Source organism: Salmonella enterica subsp. diarizonae (genome assembly GCF_008692785.1).
GTDB lineage: Bacteria > Pseudomonadota > Gammaproteobacteria > Enterobacterales > Enterobacteriaceae > Salmonella > Salmonella diarizonae.
Genome location: NZ_VXJV01000001.1, coordinates 671,423 through 693,121, shown reverse-complemented (window position 1 = coordinate 693,121; position 21,699 = coordinate 671,423). Strand labels below are relative to the sequence as shown.

At 54.6% G+C, this 21,699-nt stretch carries 22 protein-coding genes; 10 read left to right on the top strand and 12 right to left on the bottom strand.

The features are described 5' to 3' along the window. Nucleotides 1-162: 162 nt before the first annotated feature. From pnp to mtr, 5 genes are all read left to right on the top strand, one after another. Nucleotides 163-2,298, top strand: a complete 2,136-nt coding sequence (gene pnp, locus F4V72_RS03350; RefSeq protein ID WP_023246641.1) for a polyribonucleotide nucleotidyltransferase — start codon at nucleotides 163-165, stop codon at nucleotides 2,296-2,298. Nucleotides 2,299-2,407: 109 nt separating this feature from the next. Beyond that, on the top strand, nucleotides 2,408-3,292 hold the full coding sequence (gene nlpI, locus F4V72_RS03345; protein ID WP_023246640.1) for a lipoprotein NlpI: 885 nt from the start codon (nucleotides 2,408-2,410) through the stop codon (nucleotides 3,290-3,292). Between the two features lie 105 nt (nucleotides 3,293-3,397). Then, the gene (gene yrbN, locus F4V72_RS03340; protein ID WP_010723222.1) at nucleotides 3,398-3,478 is read left to right on the top strand and encodes a protein YrbN; all 81 of its coding nucleotides are present in this window, start codon (nucleotides 3,398-3,400) and stop codon (nucleotides 3,476-3,478) included. Next, a complete protein-coding gene (gene deaD / locus F4V72_RS03335) occupies nucleotides 3,471-5,360 on the top strand; it encodes an ATP-dependent RNA helicase DeaD (protein ID WP_053508275.1) in 1,890 nt (629 codons plus the stop codon). Before yrbN ends, deaD begins: the two co-directional genes overlap by 8 nt. A gap of 153 nt (nucleotides 5,361-5,513) precedes the next feature. Next, nucleotides 5,514-6,758 (top strand): tryptophan permease, encoded by a 1,245-nt coding sequence (mtr, locus tag F4V72_RS03330; RefSeq protein ID WP_136057985.1) that lies wholly within the window; start codon nucleotides 5,514-5,516, stop codon nucleotides 6,756-6,758. 87 nt (nucleotides 6,759-6,845) lie between these two features. On the opposite strand, the gene F4V72_RS03325 is transcribed toward mtr, so the two are convergent. The 3 genes from F4V72_RS03325 to ubiU form a co-directional block, all read right to left on the bottom strand. Beyond that, a complete protein-coding gene (locus F4V72_RS03325; protein ID WP_080070499.1) occupies nucleotides 6,846-7,853 on the bottom strand; it encodes a luciferase-like monooxygenase in 1,008 nt (335 codons plus the stop codon). Nucleotides 7,854-8,006: 153 nt separating this feature from the next. Further along, nucleotides 8,007-8,885, bottom strand: a complete 879-nt coding sequence (locus F4V72_RS03320; RefSeq protein ID WP_023246636.1) for a U32 family peptidase — start codon at nucleotides 8,883-8,885, stop codon at nucleotides 8,007-8,009. Between the two features lie 8 nt (nucleotides 8,886-8,893). Then, entirely contained in the window at nucleotides 8,894-9,889 is a 996-nt protein-coding gene (gene ubiU / locus F4V72_RS03315) for a ubiquinone anaerobic biosynthesis protein UbiU (RefSeq protein WP_053508271.1), read from the bottom strand. Between the two features lie 216 nt (nucleotides 9,890-10,105). Here ubiU and ubiT point away from each other — a divergent pair, with 216 nt between their 5' ends. Both ubiT and F4V72_RS03305 read left to right on the top strand, forming a co-directional pair. Then, the gene (gene ubiT / locus F4V72_RS03310) at nucleotides 10,106-10,630 is read left to right on the top strand and encodes a ubiquinone anaerobic biosynthesis accessory factor UbiT (RefSeq protein ID WP_000884721.1); all 525 of its coding nucleotides are present in this window, start codon (nucleotides 10,106-10,108) and stop codon (nucleotides 10,628-10,630) included. Further along, a complete protein-coding gene (locus F4V72_RS03305) occupies nucleotides 10,624-11,127 on the top strand; it encodes a GNAT family N-acetyltransferase (RefSeq protein WP_000908562.1) in 504 nt (167 codons plus the stop codon). The genes ubiT and F4V72_RS03305 overlap by 7 nt, the downstream gene beginning before the upstream one ends. Here the strand turns inward: F4V72_RS03305 and F4V72_RS03300 are convergent. Further along, on the bottom strand, nucleotides 11,114-11,431 hold the full coding sequence (locus F4V72_RS03300; RefSeq protein WP_072158667.1) for a GIY-YIG nuclease family protein: 318 nt from the start codon (nucleotides 11,429-11,431) through the stop codon (nucleotides 11,114-11,116). The two genes, F4V72_RS03305 and F4V72_RS03300, sit on opposite strands and share 14 nt — an antisense overlap. A 37-nt stretch (nucleotides 11,432-11,468) precedes the next feature. Between F4V72_RS03300 and F4V72_RS03295 the strand changes: the two genes are divergently transcribed. Next, nucleotides 11,469-11,912, top strand: a complete 444-nt coding sequence (locus F4V72_RS03295; RefSeq protein WP_114048455.1) for a YhbP family protein — start codon at nucleotides 11,469-11,471, stop codon at nucleotides 11,910-11,912. Here F4V72_RS03295 and yhbO read toward each other — a convergent pair. Then, nucleotides 11,892-12,410, bottom strand: a complete 519-nt coding sequence (gene yhbO, locus F4V72_RS03290; protein WP_000037597.1) for a protein/nucleic acid deglycase — start codon at nucleotides 12,408-12,410, stop codon at nucleotides 11,892-11,894. The genes F4V72_RS03295 and yhbO overlap by 21 nt on opposite strands. 130 nt (nucleotides 12,411-12,540) lie before the next feature. Here yhbO and F4V72_RS03285 point away from each other — a divergent pair, with 130 nt between their 5' ends. After that, nucleotides 12,541-13,176 carry an NAD(P)H-binding protein gene (locus tag F4V72_RS03285; RefSeq protein WP_001664614.1) on the top strand — a complete coding sequence of 212 codons (636 nt, stop codon included), beginning with the start codon at nucleotides 12,541-12,543 and terminating at the stop codon, nucleotides 13,174-13,176. A gap of 66 nt (nucleotides 13,177-13,242) precedes the next feature. Here F4V72_RS03285 and dolP read toward each other — a convergent pair whose 3' ends face one another. From dolP to F4V72_RS03265, 4 genes are read right to left on the bottom strand one after another with little or no spacing between them, the layout of a single operon-like run. Next, nucleotides 13,243-13,818, bottom strand: coding sequence for a division/outer membrane stress-associated lipid-binding lipoprotein (dolP, locus tag F4V72_RS03280; protein WP_000643280.1), 576 nt, complete (start codon nucleotides 13,816-13,818; stop codon nucleotides 13,243-13,245). Nucleotides 13,819-13,827: 9 nt separating this feature from the next. Then, entirely contained in the window at nucleotides 13,828-14,418 is a 591-nt protein-coding gene (gene diaA, locus F4V72_RS03275; RefSeq protein WP_023246631.1) for a DnaA initiator-associating protein DiaA, read from the bottom strand. Nucleotides 14,419-14,439: 21 nt separating this feature from the next. Further along, complete coding sequence (locus F4V72_RS03270) at nucleotides 14,440-14,835, bottom strand: YraN family protein (protein WP_023246630.1); 396 nt, start codon at nucleotides 14,833-14,835, stop codon at nucleotides 14,440-14,442. Continuing rightward, entirely contained in the window at nucleotides 14,793-16,844 is a 2,052-nt protein-coding gene (locus tag F4V72_RS03265) for a penicillin-binding protein activator (RefSeq protein ID WP_136057986.1), read from the bottom strand. The genes F4V72_RS03270 and F4V72_RS03265 overlap by 43 nt, the downstream gene beginning before the upstream one ends. Nucleotides 16,845-16,907: 63 nt before the next feature. On the opposite strand from F4V72_RS03265, the gene rsmI reads away from it, so the two are divergent. Next, a complete protein-coding gene (gene rsmI / locus F4V72_RS03260; RefSeq protein ID WP_136057987.1) occupies nucleotides 16,908-17,771 on the top strand; it encodes a 16S rRNA (cytidine(1402)-2'-O)-methyltransferase in 864 nt (287 codons plus the stop codon). Nucleotides 17,772-18,163: 392 nt separating this feature from the next. Here the strand turns inward: rsmI and kbaY are convergent, their stop codons facing one another. The 3 genes from kbaY to nagA form a co-directional block, all read right to left on the bottom strand. Further along, on the bottom strand, nucleotides 18,164-19,036 hold the full coding sequence (gene kbaY, locus F4V72_RS03255) for a tagatose-bisphosphate aldolase subunit KbaY (protein WP_023246627.1): 873 nt from the start codon (nucleotides 19,034-19,036) through the stop codon (nucleotides 18,164-18,166). A 12-nt stretch (nucleotides 19,037-19,048) separates the two neighbouring features. Beyond that, entirely contained in the window at nucleotides 19,049-20,203 is a 1,155-nt protein-coding gene (locus tag F4V72_RS03250) for an SIS domain-containing protein (protein ID WP_023246626.1), read from the bottom strand. A gap of 299 nt (nucleotides 20,204-20,502) precedes the next feature. Then, on the bottom strand, nucleotides 20,503-21,636 hold the full coding sequence (nagA, locus tag F4V72_RS03245; RefSeq protein WP_053508264.1) for an N-acetylglucosamine-6-phosphate deacetylase: 1,134 nt from the start codon (nucleotides 21,634-21,636) through the stop codon (nucleotides 20,503-20,505). Nucleotides 21,637-21,699: the final 63 nt, after the last annotated feature.

Genomic DNA, 21,699 nt, shown 5'->3' with positions numbered 1-21,699 from the left:
TATTGTTGCTATGAATGATCTTCCGTTGCAGAGGTTCGCGCGGCTAATGAGAGGCTTCACCCGAATCAGGGTTAGGGTTGTCATTAGTCGCGAGGATGCGCAGAAGATCGGGTATTAACGACGGTGCGTATTGTGCCGTCAAAAATTGGAAAGGATATTATTTTGCTTAATCCGATCGTTCGTAAATTCCAGTACGGTCAGCATACCGTAACGCTGGAAACTGGCATGATGGCGCGTCAGGCCACAGCCGCTGTTATGGTAAGCATGGATGACACCGCCGTATTCGTTACTGTTGTCGGCCAGAAAAAAGCCAAGCCAGGCCAGGACTTCTTCCCACTGACCGTTAACTATCAGGAGCGTACCTACGCTGCTGGCCGTATCCCGGGCAGCTTCTTCCGTCGTGAAGGCCGTCCAAGCGAAGGCGAAACCCTGATCGCGCGTCTGATTGACCGCCCGGTTCGTCCGCTATTCCCGGAAGGTTTCGTTAACGAAGTGCAGGTTATCGCCACCGTCGTTTCCGTTAACCCGCAGGTTAACCCGGATATCGTGGCGATGATCGGCGCATCCGCTGCGCTGTCGCTGTCCGGCATTCCGTTCAACGGCCCAATCGGCGCGGCGCGTGTTGGCTATATCAACGAGCAGTACGTACTGAACCCGACCCAGGACGAGCTGAAAGAGAGCAAACTGGACCTGGTGGTTGCCGGTACTGAAGCGGCTGTGCTGATGGTGGAATCCGAAGCTGAACTGCTGAGCGAAGACACTATGCTGGGCGCGGTGGTATTCGGTCACGAGCAGCAACAGGTCGTTATCCAGGCGATCAACGACCTGGTGAAAGAAGCTGGTAAACCGCGTTGGGACTGGCAGCCGGAAGCCGTCAACGACGCACTGAACGCGCGCGTTGCTGCGCTGGCTGAATCTCGTCTGAGCGACGCGTACCGCATCACCGATAAACAAGAGCGCTATGCTCAGGTTGACGTGATCAAATCCGAAACCATCGATCAGCTTATCGCAGAAGATGAAACTCTGGACGCTAATGAACTGGGCGAAATCCTGCACGCGATTGAGAAAAACGTGGTTCGTAGCCGCGTACTGGCAGGCGAGCCGCGTATCGATGGCCGTGAAAAAGACATGATCCGCGGTCTGGACGTGCGCACTGGCGTGCTGCCGCGTACTCATGGTTCCGCTCTGTTCACCCGTGGTGAAACGCAGGCGCTGGTTACCGCAACACTGGGCACTGCCCGTGACGCGCAGGTGCTTGATGAACTGATGGGCGAGCGTACTGACAGCTTCCTGTTCCACTACAACTTCCCTCCGTACTCCGTAGGCGAAACCGGCATGGTCGGTTCTCCTAAGCGTCGTGAAATTGGTCACGGTCGTCTGGCGAAGCGCGGCGTGCTGGCAGTGATGCCGGACATGGATAAATTCCCGTACACCGTTCGCGTGGTGTCTGAGATTACTGAATCCAACGGTTCTTCCTCTATGGCTTCCGTGTGCGGTGCTTCTCTGGCGCTGATGGACGCTGGCGTGCCAATTAAAGCCGCCGTAGCGGGTATCGCGATGGGTCTGGTGAAAGAAGGCGACAACTACGTTGTACTGTCTGACATTCTGGGCGACGAAGATCACCTGGGCGATATGGACTTCAAAGTGGCGGGTTCCCGCGACGGTATCTCTGCGCTGCAGATGGATATCAAAATTGAAGGTATCACCAAAGAGATCATGCAGGTGGCGCTGAATCAGGCGAAAGGCGCGCGTCTGCACATCCTGGGCGTGATGGAACAGGCGATCAACGCGCCGCGCGGCGATATCTCTGAATTCGCGCCGCGTATCCATACCATCAAGATCAGCACGGACAAGATCAAAGACGTGATCGGTAAAGGCGGTTCTGTGATCCGCGCGCTGACTGAAGAGACCGGTACTACCATCGAAATCGAAGATGACGGTACTGTGAAGATCGCGGCGACCGACGGTGAAAAAGCGAAATACGCTATCCGTCGTATCGAAGAGATCACCGCGGAGATCGAAGTCGGTCGTATCTACAATGGTAAAGTGACCCGCATCGTTGACTTTGGCGCGTTTGTTGCCATCGGCGGCGGTAAAGAAGGTCTGGTTCACATCTCTCAAATCGCGGATAAGCGTGTAGAGAAAGTGACCGACTATCTGCAGATGGGTCAGGAAGTGCCGGTTAAGGTTCTGGAAGTTGACCGCCAGGGCCGTGTACGTCTGAGCATTAAAGAAGCAACCGAGCAGTCTCAACCTGCGGCTGCGCCGGAAGCTCCGGCGAGCGAACAGGGCGAGTAAGGTTGCCTTTTGCCCTCCGCATTGCGGAGGGCTTTAGACCTGGCTGGACGCCTTGTTGAGCCACCGGGGAACAGGACGTTCATTCAATCGTTGTCTTCGGGAGTGGGAAATGAAGCCTTTTTTGCGCTGGTGTTTCGTTGCGACAGCACTCACGCTGGCAGGATGCAGTAATTCCGCCTGGCGTAAAAGTGAAGTCCTCGCAGTACCATTGCAACCGACTTTACAGCAGGAAGTGATTCTGGCGCGTATGGAACAGATTCTTGCCAGTCGGGCTTTAACCGATGACGAACGCGCACAGCTTTTATATGAGCGCGGAGTGTTGTATGATAGTCTTGGTTTGAGGGCATTAGCGCGAAATGATTTTTCACAAGCGCTGGCAATCAGACCGGATATGCCTGAAGTATTCAATTACTTAGGCATTTATTTAACGCAGGCAGGCAATTTTGATGCTGCCTATGAAGCGTTTGATTCTGTACTAGAGCTTGATCCAACTTACAACTACGCGCACTTAAACCGCGGTATCGCATTGTATTACGGCGGCCGTGATAAGTTAGCGCAAGATGATCTGCTGGCGTTTTATCAAGACGATCCCAATGATCCTTACCGCAGCCTGTGGCTGTATCTTGTTGAGCAGAAGCTCAATGAGAAGCAGGCGAAAGAAGCGTTAAAAGCACGCTTCGAAAAATCGGATAAAGAGCAATGGGGATGGAACATTGTCGAGTTCTACCTGGGCGACATTAGCGAAGCAACGCTGATGGACAGGCTCAAGGCGGACGCAACGGATAACACCTCGCTCGCTGAGCATCTCAGTGAAACCAACTTCTATTTAGGTAAGTACTACCTAAGTCTGGGGGATTTGGACAGCGCCACGGCTCTGTTCAAACTGGCGGTGGCCAACAACGTTCATAACTTTGTTGAGCACCGATACGCATTGTTGGAATTATCGCTCCTGGGCCAGGACCAAGATGACCTGGCAGAATCGGACCAGCAATAGCTGACGAACATATCAGCCCGTAATCTTTTTGATTGCCATCACCTTCGCGGGTGAGGGCGTTGTTGTTCGTTAATACACCTACTTTGAGCCGGTTCACACTTTTCAATGAAAATTGCAGATCAATTTCATGATGAGTTATGTAGACTGGCCGCCATTAATTTTGAGGCACACGTACTACATGGCTGAATTCGAAACCACTTTTGCAGATCTGGGGCTGAAGGCTCCTATCCTTGAAGCCCTTACCGATCTGGGTTACGAAAAACCATCTCCAATCCAGGCAGAGTGCATTCCGCATCTGCTGGGCGGTCGCGACGTGCTGGGCATGGCCCAGACCGGTAGCGGCAAAACTGCAGCGTTCTCTTTACCGCTGCTCAACAATCTTGATCCTGAGCTGAAGGCACCTCAGATTCTGGTGCTGGCGCCAACCCGCGAACTGGCGGTACAGGTTGCCGAAGCCATGACAGATTTCTCTAAACACATGCGCGGCGTAAACGTGGTTGCTCTGTACGGCGGTCAGCGTTATGACGTGCAGTTACGCGCCCTGCGTCAGGGGCCGCAGATCGTTGTCGGTACGCCCGGACGTCTGCTTGATCACTTAAAACGCGGCACCCTCGACCTCTCTAAACTGAGCGGTCTGGTGCTGGATGAAGCCGACGAAATGCTGCGTATGGGCTTCATCGAAGACGTTGAAACTATTATGGCGCAGATCCCGGAAGGTCATCAGACTGCTCTGTTCTCCGCCACCATGCCGGAAGCGATTCGTCGCATTACCCGCCGCTTTATGAAAGAGCCGCAGGAAGTGCGCATTCAGTCCAGCGTGACGACCCGTCCTGACATCAGCCAGAGCTACTGGACGGTGTGGGGCATGCGTAAAAACGAAGCGCTGGTGCGTTTCCTGGAAGCGGAAGACTTTGATGCGGCGATTATCTTCGTGCGTACCAAAAACGCGACTCTGGAAGTAGCGGAAGCGCTGGAACGTAGCGGCTACAACAGCGCCGCGTTGAATGGCGATATGAACCAGGCGCTGCGTGAGCAGACTCTGGAACGTCTGAAAGATGGTCGTCTGGACATCCTGATCGCCACCGACGTTGCGGCCCGTGGTCTGGACGTTGAGCGCATCAGCCTGGTAGTGAACTACGACATCCCGATGGACTCCGAGTCTTACGTTCACCGTATTGGCCGTACTGGTCGTGCAGGTCGCGCTGGCCGCGCGCTGCTGTTCGTTGAGAACCGCGAGCGTCGTCTGCTGCGTAACATCGAACGCACCATGAAGCTGACCATTCCGGAAGTGGAACTGCCGAACGCAGAACTGCTGGGCAAACGTCGTCTGGAAAAATTCGCCGCGAAAGTTCAGCAGCAGTTGGAAAGCAGCGATCTGGATCAGTACCGTGCGCTGCTGGCGAAAATCCAGCCGTCTGCTGAAGGGGAAGAGCTGGACCTCGAAACGCTGGCCGCCGCGCTGCTGAAAATGGCGCAGGGCGAGCGTCCGCTGATTCTGCCGCCGGATGCGCCGATGCGTCCTAAGCGTGAATTCCGCGACCGTGATGACCGTAGTCCGCGCGATCGTAACGACCGTAGCCCGCGTGGCGACCGTGAAGATCGTCCGCGTCGTGAACGTCGTGACGTTGGCGATATGCAGTTGTACCGCATTGAAGTGGGCCGCGATGATGGCGTTGAAGTTCGCCATATCGTGGGCGCGATCGCTAACGAAGGCGACATCAGCAGCCGTTACATTGGTAACATTAAGCTGTTCGCGTCTCACTCCACCATCGAGCTGCCGAAAGGTATGCCGGGTGAAGTGCTTCAGCACTTCACGCGTACCCGCATTCTGAACAAGCCGATGAATATGCAGTTGCTGGGTGATGCTCAGCCGCATACCGGTGGTGAGCGTCGTGGCGGTGGTCGTAGCTTTAGCGGCGAACGTCGTGAAGGCGGTCGTAATTTTAGCGGTGAACGTCGTGAAGGCGGCCGTAGCGAAGGTCGCCGTTTCAGCGGCGAGCGTCGTGAAAGCCGTGGTCCGCGTCGCGATGACTCCACCGGTCGTCGTCGTTTCGGCGGTGATGCGTAACTCACGCTGACCTGCGCGTTCACAGCGTAAAGTAAAATATACAGCCCCGATCGTAACAATCGGGGCTTTTTTTATTTCTTTTGTACTCATGTACTGGTACAGCGCAGCGTATTGATAGATAGTCACACTATAAATGACTGGAGAGAGAGCTGAATGGCAACACTTACCACCACCCAAACGTCACCTTCGCTGCTTGGCGGCGTAGTGATTATCGGCGGTACCATCATTGGCGCGGGGATGTTCTCTCTGCCGGTGGTCATGTCCGGGGCGTGGTTCTTCTGGTCGATGGCGGCACTGGTCTTTACCTGGTTTTGTATGCTGCACTCCGGGCTGATGATCCTTGAGGCTAACCTTAACTACCGCATTGGTTCGAGTTTCGACACCATTACCAAAGATCTATTGGGGAAAGGCTGGAACATTGTCAACGGCATTTCTATTGCCTTTGTGCTCTACATCCTGACTTATGCTTATATCTCGGCGAGCGGTTCGATTTTGCATCATACCTTTGCTGAGATGTCGCTGAACGTTCCGGCGCGAGCGGCAGGTTTTGCCTTTGCGCTGCTGGTGGCGTTTGTAGTGTGGCTGAGTACGAAGGCGGTCAGTCGGATGACGGCGATTGTTCTGGGCGCGAAAGTGATTACTTTCTTCCTGACCTTCGGCAGTCTGTTGGGGCACGTCACGCCGACCACGTTGTTTAACGTGGCTGAAAGCAACGCGTCATATACGCCGTACTTGCTGATGACGCTGCCATTTTGTCTGGCCTCTTTTGGTTATCACGGTAACGTGCCGAGCCTGATGAAATATTACGGCAAAGATCCGCGCACCATCGTGAAGTGCCTGATTTATGGGACGTTACTGGCGCTGGCGCTCTATTCTGTCTGGCTGCTGGGGACGATGGGCAACATCCCGCGTCCGGAATTTATCGGCATTGCGCAGAAAGGCGGCAATATTGATGTGCTGGTACAGGCATTGAGCGGCGTGCTGAACAGCCGCAGCCTGGATCTGCTGCTGGTGGTGTTCTCTAACTTTGCTGTCGCGAGCTCATTCCTTGGGGTTACGCTGGGGCTGTTTGACTACCTGGCGGATCTGTTTGGCTTTGATGACTCGGCGATGGGACGTTTGAAGACCGCGCTGCTGACTTTCCTGCCGCCGATGATCGGTGGCCTGTTGTACCCGAACGGCTTCCTGTACGCCATTGGTTATGCAGGACTGGCAGCGACGATCTGGGCGGCCATTGTGCCGGCATTATTGGCGCGTAAATCTCGCCAGCGCTTTGGTAGCCCGAAATTTCGCGTCTGGGGCGGCACGCCGATGATTGTGCTGATTCTGCTGTTTGGCGTCGGTAACGCTTTGGTGCATATCTTGTTGAGCTTTAATCTGTTGCCGGTGTATCAGTAAAATAATGGCCCGGTGGCGCTACGCTTACCGGGCCTACGTTCTTATGTAGGCCGGATCAGGCGAAGCCGCCATCCGGCACAAGGCGTACTATCCCAACAATTCTTGCTTCACATCCATCGCCAGTTCAAACGAATGTAGCCGCGCCTGATGATCGAAAATCTGGCCGTTGACCATAATTTCATCCGCCTGAGTTTCCCGCAGGATAGATTCCAGCCCGTGGCGGACCTTCGCTTTATCACCGACCAGCGACATGCTCAACGCCTGCTGCACGCCATACTGCTCGGATGGCGACCAGAAGGTATCCATGTTCTCGATCGGCGGCGGCAGTTGGCCGGTCTCCCCACGGCGTAGCTTCACAAAGGCCTGCTGCATGGAGGTAAACAGGAACTCCGCGTCGCGATTGCTATCGGCAGCAATAATGTTAATGCACACCATCGCGTACGGTTTTTCCAGCCGCGCTGAAGGTTTGAACTGGGTGCGGTACAGATGCAGCGCCTGAAACAACATATCCGGCGCGAAATGCGAAGCAAAGGCGAACGGCAGGCCAAGCTGGGCCGCCAACTGCGCGCTATACAGGCTGGAGCCCAGCAGCCAGACCGGGATCTTCTCGCCGTAGCCGGGCACCGGGCGCACCAGCGGGCTGGGATCGCGGGCGTCGAACCAGTCCACCAGCTCTGCGACATCGCGTGGAAAGTTATCGATATCGCCGCTCATATGACGACGTAGCGCGCGCATCGTCGGCTGATCGCTACCCGGCGCGCGTCCCAGCCCTAAGTCGATACGTCCAGGATAGAGGGTATTCAGCGTGCCAAACTGCTCGGCAATCACCAGCGGTGAATGGTTAGGCAGCATCACGCCGCCGGAGCCAAGACGTAATGTTGTGGTATTGGCCGCCAGATAGCCAATCAATACCGAGGTCGCCGCGCTGGCGATGCCGGTCATGTTGTGATGTTCCGCCAGCCAGTAGCGATTAACACCACGTTTTTCAGCGAGGCGAGCAAGATCCAGCGAATGTGCGAAGGCCTCTTTCGCGCAGGAACCTTCCGGGATTGGCGCCAGGTCGAGTACCGAGAATGGGACAGAGTTGTTAGTCATAACCGCTCACTTTGTTATCCGTTAATCTTGTCATACTGCATTAAAGATTAGCGAATGTTGTTAACAAAGTGAGCTTTATAAGACAGGTCGCGAATATAACATGCCTGATGGCACTACGCTTATCAGGCCTACGCCAGGCACCATCCGGCAAATTTACGCCTGTAGCTCCAGCCCGGCCAGACGTTTCCAGTAGCCGTTACAGTCGCTATGCGCGGCAAGTGCTAATGGCGCGCCGCCGTTTTCGTTAGCGCGAAAGGCATCAAGCATGGCCAATGTCTCCGTACCCAACGGCGATAGCCGCACGATATCCACCAATCCCTGCATCGACGTCAGTTCGTTGCCAAGGTTATAGACATAGCCGCTCATGGTCTGAATACCGTTAAGCACAAACACCTGCTGATTCTCCTGCGAGAGCACGTCACGACCGTTTGGATACTTGATACAGCAGGTTTCACATTCATCTTTTGGACGGTCTTCCGAACGGGCGGTAAAGCAGCGAGCGGAGTAGGCCAGCGGCAGATGCCCATAGCTCAACACTTCCACTTCAAACTGATTGCGGATGCCCAGTTCATCGCACTGATTAAGCAAATTCACCAGCCAGTCGCGGGACAGCTCCACCGGCATACACCAGCGCACCATGCCTTCTTTCAGCAACCGACGCAGCGTGACCGCGTTGTAACAGTTCAGCGCATGGCCGGCGACAAATGGCAGTTTGCGCTCGGCGCACAGATTCACCACGCCAAGATCGCTGGCTTCCAGCAGAAAATCGCCGTTGTCCACATAGCGTTTCAGCTCGCTTAATTCAGATGACGCCTGTACCAGCGCCAGGGTGGAGAGCGCCACCTGCTTACCGCTGGCGGCGAGGGATTTCGCCATTTCCAACCAGTCGCCGACTTTGGTAGCGCGACGCTTGCTACACACCGCTTCGCCCAGATAAATGACGTCAGCACTGCTTTTTGCGGCCTGCTGATAAAAATCTTCCAGCGTCTCTTTCGGCCAGTAATAAAGCACCGGTCCTAAGGAATATTTCATAGCTCCTCTCACTGCCATTTACGGTGATATGCGCCAAGCGTGGTTTGGGTGCCTTCGGACATCGCGCCGAGCGTCTCCATCCAGTCGCGCTGTGGAACGAAGTTTTGCGGGGCGGCTTTGCAGCGATCGATCGCCTGGCGCCACACTTTCGCCACCTGGCTGACATAGGCCGGGCTGCGCTGGCGGCCTTCGATCTTCACCGAGGCGATATTCGCCGCCATGAGCTCCGGCAGCAGCTCCAGCGTGTTCAGGCTGGTTGGCTCCTCCAGCGCGTGATAGCGCTCGCCGTCTACTAAATAGCGGCCTTTACATAGCGTTGGGTAGCCCGCGTTTTCGCCATCCTGGTAACGGTCGATCAGGACATCATTCAGGCGCGATTCCAGCCCCTGCGGGGTTTGCTGCCAACGAACAAAGCGGGCGGGGGAGCAGGCGCCGACGGTATTGGGCGATTCCCCCGTCAGGTAAGAAGAAAGATAGCAGCGACCTTCCGCCATAATGCACAGGCTGCCGAACGCGAATACCTCCAGCGGCACCGGCGTGACGCGGGCCAGTTGTTTTACCTGGTGAATCGACAGTACACGCGGCAGTACCACGCGGTGGACATCAAAGTGGCGGTGATAAAAGCGAATCGCCTCTTCGTTGGTTGCCGAGGCCTGAACGGAAACATGACGCTCAATATGTGGGTAACGCTCTGCGGCATATTCCAGCATAGCGAGGTCGGCGAGAATCAACGCGTCGGCGCCAAGCTGCGCCGCCATATCCACGGCGCGCTGCCAGCGGACATAGCCGTCCGGATGCGCAAAAGTATTAATGGCGATGTGTAATTTGCGGCGATGCTGGTGAACAAAGCTCACCGCTTCCTGCAATTTTTTTTCGGTGAAGTTAAGGCCGGCAAAGTGACGGGCATTGGTATCGTCTTTTAACCCGATATAAACGGCGTCAGCGCCGTTCTCGATGGCCGCCTTCAGCGCCGGGAGATTTCCGGCAGGGCAGAGCAGCTCCATAATTTATCCTGAGGATTACGTCTGAGACGCAAAATTGTTAACGAACAGGGATTTTAGTTAACCTTGCTGCGACAATTTTTGATTTAAGGCAGTTAAAGGCGTATTGGTAACACCAATAATGGGGTAGAAAATCAGACACAATTGTTGATTTACGCCGCCATGTGATTTATTGGATATGGCAAAATAACAGGACTATTGAAACAGGGAGTAAAGCTCGTGTTAGATAAACTGCGTTCACGCTTAGTCCATGCTGGCCCGTCTCTGATGAGTGTACCGGTTAAACTGACGCCCTTTGCGCTAAAGCGCCAGGTTCTGGAACAGGTTCTGAGCTGGCAGTTTCGTCAGGCGCTGGCCGATGGAGAGCTGGAATTCCTCGAAGGTCGTTGGTTAAGCATTCATGTGCGTGACATTGACTTAAAATGGTATACCACGGTTGAAAATGAAAAGCTGATCGTTAGCCAGCAGGCGGATGCCGACGTCAGTTTTAGCGCCGACGCCAGCGATCTGCTAATGATAGCTGCCCGTAAACAGGACCCGGATACGCTCTTTTTCCAGCGTCGACTGGTCATTGAAGGCGATACTGAGTTAGGGTTATATGTGAAGAATCTGATGGACGCCATCGAACTGGAGCAGATGCCGAAAGCGTTACGCGTTATGCTGCTGCAACTGGCGGATTTTGTTGAGGCGGGCATGAAAAACTCGCCGGAAACCAAACAGACCTCGGTAGGTGAACCATGCTAATTCGAGTAGAAATCCCCATTGATGCGCCTGGTATTGATGCGCTGTTACGCCGTTCATTCGAAAGCGATGCGGAAGCGAAGCTGGTTCACGATTTGCGTGAAGATGGCTTTCTGACGCTCGGTCTGGTGGCCACGGATGATGAAGGTCAGGTGGTGGGCTATGTGGCCTTCAGCCCGGTTGATGTGCAGGGCGAGGATTTACAGTGGGTCGGTATGGCGCCGCTGGCGGTGGATGAAAAATATCGCGGGCAAGGGCTGGCGCGCCAGTTAGTGTATGAAGGGCTGGATTCGCTCAATGAGTTCGGCTACGCGGCGGTCGTGACGCTGGGTGACCCGGCGTTATATAGCCGCTTCGGTTTTGAACTGGCCGCTCATTACGATCTTCACTGCCGTTGGCCCGGTACGGAAAGCGCTTTCCAGGTACACCGTTTGGCTGAGGATGCGCTGGAGGGCGTGACGGGGCTGGTGGAGTATCACGACCACTTCAATCGTTTTTAAGCACCGGCGTTTGCAGGCTGGACAATAGCGCTTCAAATACCTCGCGTTCCGTCACAAGGTGCTCCTTCTGGCGCTTTGTGAGCTGTTTGATGCGATACTCTATGCGCAGGGCCAGCGAGCGATCGCCGACCTGCGCCGCAAACGCCAGCGTTAATTCACCTTTCCCCCGTAATGCTTTTGCGCCTTTTCCCGTTTGATGCTGCCTGTAACGACGCGCCACATCGGTGGTGATCCCGGTGTAAAGCGCATTGTCTGCCGTACGAATCAGATACAGATACCAGGGTGTCATTGTCGCCATCAGCATGATAATTTTCAGGTTCCCAGTATAAGCGAGAATAAAGATGGACACACTTACCGCTATTGGCCGTTGGCTGGCGAAACAACATGTGGTGACCTGGTGCGTACACCATGAGGGAGAGCTGTGGTGCGCCAACGCGTTTTATTTGTTCGATGCGCAAAACGTCGCGTTGTATCTGTTAACGCAGGATAAAACCCGCCATGCGCAAATGTCCGGCGCGCGCGCGCCAGTTGCGGGAACGGTCAACGGACAGCCGAAAACGGTGGCGCGCATTCGCGGCGTGCAGTTTAAAGGGGAAATTCGCCGTCTGGAGGGGCAGGAGAGCGACGCCGCGCGTAAAGCTTACCTTCGTCGCTTCCCGGTCGCCAGAGTGCTGCCAGCGCCGGTATGGGAAATCCGGCTGGATGAAATTAAATTCACCGACAATACGCTGGGGTTTGGTAAAAAACTGCACTGGTTACGCGATTCACGCGCCCAGCAGGCGTAGCGCCTCGCGGTTAAATGCCGGCAGGTCGTCAGGCGTGCGGCTGGTCACCAGCTGATCTTTATCGACGACGACTTCCTGATCGTAAAATTCCGCGCCCGCGTTCTTCACATCGATAATAATCGGTTTCACCGCCGTGAGTTTGCGGCCACGAATGACATCAGCGCTGATCAACAACTGCGGGCCGTGGCAAATGGCAAAGACCGGTTTACCGCTGTTAACAAAATCGCGGGTAAAATCCACGAAACGGCTGTCGCCGCGCAGGTGGTCCGGCGAATGACCTCCCGGCAATAGCAAGGCGTCGAACTCGTCGGGACGAACATCATCAATCGCCTTATCAATGGTGACGCTGGCCTCGCCTTTTTTTCCTTTCACCGTTTTACCCGCCTCTTTTTCGATGGTGATGACCTCATGTCCGGCCTGACGGAATTCTGCTGCCGGCGAGGTAAATTCTGAATCTTCAAATTCATCGGTAATCAAAACGGCTATTTTCTTACTCATGCGTTTCCTCCGCGGTGTTGGCTTCTGGTAAGGCAAATTTCCCACAATGATGGATACTTACCTCGTAGACTATTAAGCCTGGTCGATAGGGCCGAGAGTGCAAGGTGGACAAATCTGTAAAGGAGCGAGGATGAGTCAGGTACTGATTACCGGCGCGACCGGACTGGTCGGCGGACATCTGCTGAGAATGTTAATCAACACGCCGCAGGTGAGCGCTATCGCCGCGCCGACGCGTCGTCCGCTGACGGATATTGTCGGCGTGTATAACCCTCACGATCCGCAGCTTACCGATGCGTTAGCTCAGGTGACCGACCCGGTGGATATTGTTTTTTGCTGCCTGGGCACGACCCGGCGTGAAGCGGGAAGTAAAGCGGCGTTTATTCATGCGGATTATACGCTGGTGGTTGATACCGCACTGACCGGGCGTCGGCTGGGCGCGCAGCACATGTTGGTGGTCAGCTCAATGGGAGCAAACGCGCACTCTCCGTTTTTCTATAATCGGGTGAAAGGAGAAATGGAGGAGGCGTTAATCGCGCAAAAATGGCCTCGTTTGACGATTGCCCGGCCTTCTATGCTGCTCGGCGACAGAACAACGCGGCGGGTGAATGAAACGCTTTTCGCTCCGCTATTCCGGCTGCTGCCCGGCAACTGGAAATCGATTGATGCGCGGGATGTGGCGCGCGCCATGCTGGCGGAAGCGCTGGCACCAGCACAAGAAGGCGTGACGATTCTGACCTCATCGCAACTGCGGGAAAAAGCGGGGTAGCGAAGCCGGAGGATTTGCCGGATGGCGATGCGGTTTACACATTCTTATCGCCACCCGGCACACCGGTTACTTAATATACGTAAAGGCGGTGGTCACGCGTTTCACGCCGCTCACCCGGCTGGCGATATCCGCTGCCGCTTTACCTTCACGTTCAGTCACCAGGCCCAGCAGGAACACTTCGCCATTTTCAGTGGTGACTTTTACGTTTGACGATTTTACCTGATCGCTGGTCAGTAGCTGTGAGCGAACTTTCGTGGTGATCCAGGTATCGTTAGAGGCGGTCCCCAGGCCGATAGGCTGACCCTGGCGAATCTCGTTATAAACCTCGGTGGTGCCTTCAACGCCCATCGCTATCTGTTTAGCGCGTGCGGAGAGTTCGCTGTTTGGCGACTGGCCCACTAACAAAACTTTGCCCTGATAAGCCGTGACGTTGATGCGCGTCTCTTTTTTGATTTGCTCATCTTTCGACAGCGCGCTACTGACGCGCAGTTCCAGCGTTCCGTCATCCACCTGGGTGCCCACGCTACGCGGGTCGGTTGCGGCTTTGGTACCGACGGCCGCCGTACCCACTACCGCGGCGGCGACGCAGCCTTGCAATAGCAACGCAGAAATAAGGACTGCGAGCGGCGAAAATGCCTTCATGTGTACTCCTTAATCATCCTGGTGAGGAAAAAGCGTGTTATCAATCAAATCGCACAGGCAGTTTACCGTCAGCATATGCATTTCCTGAATGCGCGCGCTGTGGTGTGAAGGGATACGAATTTCAACATCCTGCGGCCCTAGTAGTCCGGCCAGCTCGCCCCCGTCATACCCGGTTAGCGCCACAATGGTCATGTCACGCGTGACGGCTGCTTCAACGGCTTTTACGATATCGCGACTATTACCACGCGTAGAGATCGCCAATAAAACATCGCCTGCATGTCCCAGCGCCCGGACTTGTTTTGCATAAACTTCATCGTGCAGGCGATCGTTAGCGATCGCTGTTAAGACCACATTATCGGTATTTAGTGCAATGGCGGGTAAACTGGGTCGCTCCGTTTCAAAGCGGTTAATCATGCTGGCAGCAAAATGCTGTGCGTTGGCCGCGGACGTTCCGTTTCCACAACAGAGGATTTTGTTGCCGTTAAGCAGGGAATGAACCAGCGTCATGGCGGCGCGGGAAATGGCATCCGGAAGCGCTTCCGCCGCAGCAATTTGAGTTTGAATGCTTTCTGTAAAGCAGACTTTGATTCTATCGAGCACGCTAATCCTTAAAATCTTCAATTATGAGTGGTCGTTAAACGCATCCCGAAACCACTCAATCTCATTTCCGGTGAAGGCTAACACATCGAACCGACAATCCACAGTATCAAAACTCCCATTCTGGCGGGCGAGCCACAAGCGGGCAGTATGTAATAATTTGTGTTGTTTGCTGCGGGTCACACTGGCCGCCGCGCCGCCATAAAGCCCAGATCGCCGATAGCGAACCTCAACAAAAACCGTGGTTTTTCCGTCGCGCATGATCAGATCGATTTCGCCGCCGCGCTCGCGCACGTTGGCGGCGACAAACCGCAGTCCTTTGCTTTCCAGCCAGCGACGCGCGGCAGCTTCCCACACGTCACCGGCCTGTTTACGCGTTAGCTGGCGGGAACAATCTCCCCTTGCTGGTATTTGAGCCATGATAACTTCCTGTTAATCACACAATCCGGGCTGGCGGTTAATGCGCCGGTATTGCCATTGATCTCAAATCCCGGCACCTGACGCATCTGCGAAAAGTGGTTCGCCAGCGTCCAGGCGTCCACGCCCATGGCATACATCCGCGCCAGAGAATAATCGTTATGTACGGTACTCAGCGCCTGCTGCATCAACGGCATATTGCCGCCTGCCAGCATGGGAACTTCACTGTACTGCAAGCCATCCATCTCCAGACGGAAGTCGGGGCCGGAGGTGCCTTGCGCGCTGCGGGAGCTGGCATACAGCGTCGCGCCGCTCTGGGTGCCGTTACGCATGGCGATCATTGGTTTGATAAAGCCAATCTCCTCCGGCGTAGCCAGAATATAGACCGCGTCTACGCGTCCACCGCCGGTGATTTGCGCGTCGGTCGGCGGCGCAGGGATGGTCAGACCACCAATGGTGACGCCCGGCTGCGAAGGCACGCTACCGGCGACCGGGCTGCCCGTCAATGCGATACCCGCGCCGCCGTTCACGCCCATTTTCAGCTCGGCTACGGAGCCGAATTTTTGCTGTAACACGATGCCGCCGCCCAGTTTTTGCCACTCCTGGGTGAAGGCATTCGCCACGCGATCGCCAAGCGCGCTGCGTGGGATCAACAGCAGCGGCGACTGCTTGCCCTGGTCATAAATATGATGCGCTGCGTCACGGGCTTCATCTTCCGGAGAGAGCGCGAAATAGCAGATGTTAGGGAAGCTACGTACCGTTTCCGGCTGGTTGAGCGCCAGTACGTTGAGCGGCGTGTTGCTTTTCATCAGCGCTTCCACATTGTTTTTCAACAACGGCCCGACGACGATACTGGCGCCGTCTTGCTGAACCTGGGCAAGCACCTGATCCAACGGCTGGGAAGAGGTATCGTAGATTTTTAATTCAGCGGAAGGATTTGCCGGCGCGCTTGCCGTAGCAGGCTGTGCAGGGGGAGTTTGTGGCGCGCTGACTGGCGTAGCGGACTGGGATGGAGCGTCATCAGTCAGATCGCTCACCGAGGCCTGTGACGGACTGGCGACGCCATCGGTGATTTGTGGTTGCGTCTCCTCCACGCCAGGTTCGACCGGCGCGTCAGGCGCGGCGGCAGGCTGCATCTCCACCGCCTGGGTGCCGAGGTTTTTCGCGGCTTCAAAACCTTGCTGGATGGTACGGCCAAACACGGCGGCCTGACCGCTCAGCGGCAGCAGCAGAGCGATTTTGCTGGTGGAAGCCGGTTTAAAACGTTGTACATTGACGAGCTGTGTCGGCAGCATTTTCGCCCCCGGATTTTGCGGGTAGCGTTTTTGCCAGTCGGCGATCCCGGCTTTCAGCATGTCTGGATCGTTGCGGTTGTCAAACCAGACGCGTTGCAGATCCAGCCAGCCCTGAAGCACATTTTCATCGGCGTTGATAACCAGCGTCCTGGCCTGATCCTGCGTCATGGCGGGGAGCGCCTGCCAGGTGGCGTCGATATTTTTTTGTTTATCTTTCGCTGCCAGTAGCGGTTCCTGAGCGATTAACGCCCGTAATAGGGTAAGTGACGGGCGTCCCTGGCTGGCATCGATCTGCGCCTGCCAGTAACGCGCTTGCTGAGTTGGCGCAAAGTCGGCGGGCTTTAGCTTATCCAGCAAGGCCTGCGCGCCTGCCACATCTTTCTGCGCCAGTTTGATCTCGACGGCCAGCAGCGACTGCTCGCGGCGTTGCGTATCGTTCAGATTCTGCGGGAGTTGGTTGAACAGGTCGACGGCCTGCTGGCTTTTACCTTCTTTCAGCAGTGCATGAATGGCGAGTAATTGCCAGTTGGTCTTGCTATCATCTGCGCTTTGCTGCATCTGATGCAGGTAAAAGGCGGAGTCAGCTTGCGCTGAGCCCTGCATATAGGCTGCGCTTTGATCCGGCGCCTGGGTGCCGCAACCGGCGAAAAGCAGTGCCGCCAGGACGACAGGCAGCGCGCGCGCGGCGTTCAAACGAGAAAATGTTGAGGGTACCATACTGTATCCAGTGATATTTTTTTACGCAATGCTCAATATTAAATCGGCAATACGGACGACACAATGAAACAAAACGAATCGGCGGATAATTCTCAGGGCCAACTCTTTATTGTACCTACTCCTATCGGGAATTTGGCTGATATTACCCAACGTGCGCTGGAAGTTTTACAAGCCGTTGATTTAATTGCTGCTGAAGACACCCGACATACCGGTTTATTACTGCAGCATTTCGCGATTAACGCCCGGCTGTTCGCGTTGCATGACCATAACGAACAACAAAAAGCGGAAACGCTGGTCGCGAAGCTGAAAGAAGGGCAAAACATTGCGCTGGTTTCCGATGCCGGTACGCCGCTAATTAACGATCCGGGTTACCATCTGGTGCGTACTTGTCGCGAAGCGGACATCCGTGTGGTGCCGCTACCGGGGCCGTGTGCGGCTATTGCCGCCCTGAGCGCCGCTGGCCTGCCATCCGACCGTTTCTGCTATGAAGGCTTTTTACCGGCGAAATCCAAAGGTCGCCGCGATGCGCTGAAGGCGGTTGAAGCGGAGCTGCGAACGCTGATTTTTTATGAGTCCACCCATCGTCTGCTGGATAGCCTGGAAGATATGGTGGCCGTGTGGGGCGAATCCCGCTACGTGGTGCTGGCGCGTGAGCTGACCAAAACCTGGGAGACGATTCACGGCGCGCCGGTCGGCGAGCTGCTGACGTGGGTGAAAGAGGATGAAAACCGCCGTAAAGGCGAGATGGTGCTGATTGTCGAAGGGCATAAAGCGCAAGAAGACGACCTGCCCGCCGACGCGCTGCGCACGCTGGCGCTGCTACAGGCCGAATTGCCGCTGAAAAAAGCGGCGGCGCTGGCGGCGGAAATTCATGGCGTGAAGAAGAATGCGCTGTATAAATATGCGCTGGCGCAGCAGGATTCATAAATTTATTAACGCGTTTGATACCCGTAGGCCGGATAAGACGCTCAGGCGTCGCCATCCGGCAGAATGGGATTTCAGTTATCAGCCCTGTTTTCGCATCCGTTCTATTGCTTGTTCCTGCCAATATCTTTGCGTGCCGAAGTCGATTCGGCAAAAAGCGTTCACTGCCCAGAACATAGTGGCTTTCGTCTTCAATAATCACCCCGCTGGTGTGGGCAATGCTTTGAAATAATGGCCATACTTATGGTTTGAAAGACTTTTCCTGGGGTGTGCAGAATACTCCATTATTGACAATAAGATACTATGAAGATCATGAGGTGCTCATCATGACCTTCATAAATTGAGAACTAAGTAGTGATAGTGATTAATTTATTTATCTAACCCAGAAAAATATATTAATACTGTAGAGTAGGTAGTAATTTTTCGTGTGAATTACAAACGGTTATCTTACTTCTTACCACTTCTTTCATCGCATTCATACCAACACGCATATAATAACGTGGGTCGTTGCCATCCGGGTTTTCAATAAACCATTTTTTGACCGCAGCGGCAAAAGCAATTTTTAATTCGGTTGCTACATTCACTTTACATACACCTAATTCAATAGTGCGTCGTACATATTCGTCAGGTACATCGCTTGCGCCGTGCAGCACCAGCGGTATATCAACCACTTCACGAATTTCTGCCAGACGTTGGAAATCGATTTTGGGTTTTTTAGTGTAGAGGCCATGCGCCGTACCGATAGCAACAGCAAGGCTATCTACGCCCGTCAGTTCGACAAAGCGTTTGGCTTCCTGCGGATCGGTCAGAAAAGCATTTTCCGCATCAACGCTCATGTCGTCTTCGACTCCGCCCAGGCGCCCTAGCTCTGCCTCTACGCTGCAATCACGTGAGTGGCAAAAGTCCACGACTGATTTCACCAGCTTTACGTTATCTTCAAATGGGAAGTGGCTACCATCGATCATGGCGCTACGCACACCCGCATTCACCTTATGGCGAATATCATCCAGCGATTCGTGGTGATCGAGGTGCAGTGCCAGTGGTATACCGAAACTGGTAGAGTATGCGCTGCATAGCGCATAGATCTCTTCCAGCGCAATATGCTTAAAAGTACCCGGCGTCCCGGCGAGGATCACGGGGGATTTCATTTCGCTGCACACTTCAAGGATCGCCTGGATCGTCTCGGCATTATGAATGTTGAAAGCCGGTACCGCATAACCTTTTGCCTGCGCATCCTGCAGGAGATATTTTGTGGAAATAATGCTCATGATCGGAACCTCTTAATCCTGCCAGGGATGAATAACGACGCCCTGTACCACACGGTTGACTGTGCCGCTGGCGGAAGGGGTATCTGGAGTATTACCAACACTGATTGATTGTGTGAGCGCGAATACCTGGGCGTACATCAGGAAGCAGAAAGCCTGCTCAATATCGTTAAAGAAGCGTGAAGGCGGCAGCAGGATGTGCGGGCCAGCGTCAATAACGGCATCACTTTCAGCAGCAATGGCTACGACGCGCATGGCCTGTCGATCGCGACGCAATTCAGCCAACAGATCGAGATCATATTGGCGTGTATAAGGGTGGCTGGAGATGTACACCACGATCAACGTTTCGCTATCGACCAGTGATTTTGGACCGTGGCGGAAACCGGTCGGCGAGTCATAGAATGCTGCCAGTTTACCCGCTGTCAGCTCCAGCACTTTCAGCGATGACTCACGTGCGGCACCCTGCAGCCCACCGCTACCGAGGTAAACGATTCGTTTCCAGGGCTCACTACCAAACACGCCGTGGTTGAAATCACCGAGTGAGTTCAGAATCGCCTGACAACGATCGGCCACGTCACGGAAGGTCCGACTATTAATCATTTCCGGAACGAAGACGGCCAGGCAACTGGCCATCATGGTGGTGATACTGCTGGTCATCGCAAAGCCGCGATCGTGTGTTTCAGCGGGCATTAACAATGCAAAAGCATTGTCGTTTCCAACAGCGTTTTGATACAGGCTGCCTGCCTCGTTACAGGTGATCGAAAGATGGTAACACTCTGGAACGAAGTGATTTGCCAGTTCAACGGCGGCGACACTCTCCGGACTGTTACCGGAACGGGCGAAGGAGACCAACAGTAATGGGTGCGCCGGGTTCAGATAGTCCATCGGATTGGTGACCAGATCGGTTGTCGGTATGGCACAGATATTTTTTCCGGTCTGGCTGGCAAGCCAGGGAGCGATGATTTCGCCGATAAATGCTGAAGTACCCGCCCCGGTGAGGACTATCCTGAGGTCGTTTTTATGCAGCAATGGTGTAAGAAAGCTGTCGATCGCGGAGCGAATAGTATCGATATGATTCAGTGAGCGAAGCCAACTGGCGGGCTGCTGACGAATCTCTTTTTCTGTCCAGGTTCCGGTTGTCGCGGCTGCTGAGGTATAGGTTTCTGGCATAACGTAAGTCCTTAGTCTTGTGAATTCCACATCAGACGTTAGCAAAGTGTTGCTATCTTTCGTTTCGTTTCACTTATTCACATAATCGTTTGCTGTAATTTATAGGAAAGGAATCGAAAGTTCAATGTGGGCAAATGAAATAAAACGAAATTTATATCCAGTAAAATGAAGGCTGTGTTTATCTTGTTGATTTATAATAAATAGATTTAAATATGCAGGGTTGAATTTTTATGAATCGAAAGGAAAAGAAAGGCCTTGCGGGAGATAACCGAAGGCCATAATAACGTACAATGAAAGGGTTATAAGGGAAATGCTCGACCCTGAATCCAGATCTGTTGTAAATACAGCCTGTTATCTAGCGCAATGATATTGGCGCGTTTGCCTGTTTTTAACGATCCCAAATGATGATCGATTCCTAACAAGCGGGCCGGATGTAGCGAAGCCATATGGATAGCTTCCCCTGTGGCGATCCCCGTCAACTCGACCATATTGCGAACCGCTGCATCAACTGATAGGGTGCTGCCCGCCAGACCGCCGGAAGCGGTCCGCACGATACCGCCGTGCATTTCCACCTCTTCACCGCAGAGTGTATAGCGCCCGTCGGACTGGCCTGCAGCCTGCATGGCATCGGTGATCAGTACCACCCGATCTTTGGCGCAACAGCAGCACAGTTTCATTGCCGCCGGATGGACGTGGTGGCCGTCGGCGATAAGCTCCAGCCAGGCACGGGGGTCCGTTAACCCTGCGCCGACCATTCCCGGTTCCCGGTGATGCAGACCGGTCATGCCGTTATAGCAGTGCACCAGCCCGTTCGCGCCTGCATCAAAAGCGGCGTGGGTTTGCTTCCAGGTGGCTGCGCTGTGTCCTAGCATCACCCGAACCCCCTGCTGCTTCAGATGGGCAATTGCTTCTAATGCTCCGGTTTTTTCCGGCGCCAGCGCGACCACGCGTAAGGTATGCCGGGAGATTGCTATCAGTTCATTTAATTCGACGAGATTCAGTTCCCGGAACAGCTCCGGGGGATGCGCTCCTTTATTCTGCGGCGTGAAGTAGGGGCCTTCCAGGTAGCTCCCCAACACCTGTGCGCCCGGGCCGCCCGAATGGCAGCGTAGCGCTATACGTTTCAGAGCGCTGTGAATCGCCTTTAGCGGCGCTGTAACGGTAGTGGGTAGCCAACTGGCTACCCCTTCACGTGCTTTATGGATTGCCAGTTTATCGAGTGCGTCCGGCGCTTCATCCATCACGTCGACTCCCGCGCCGCCGTGAACATGGGTATCAATATAAGCAGGGCACAGCAACTCGGCATCACGCAATGTTATGCCTGCCGGAATGGGTTCTAGCGCGGTGATAATGCCCTCTTCAATACGCAACTGGTGATCGTCCAGCCAGCCTTGCTCTGTCAGTAGGCGCCTGGCGCGCAAAATTTGCGTCATATTCCTTCCTCAAGCAGTTTTCCTTCGCGGCACCGACCCGGTTCGTCGACCAGTACCAGATTT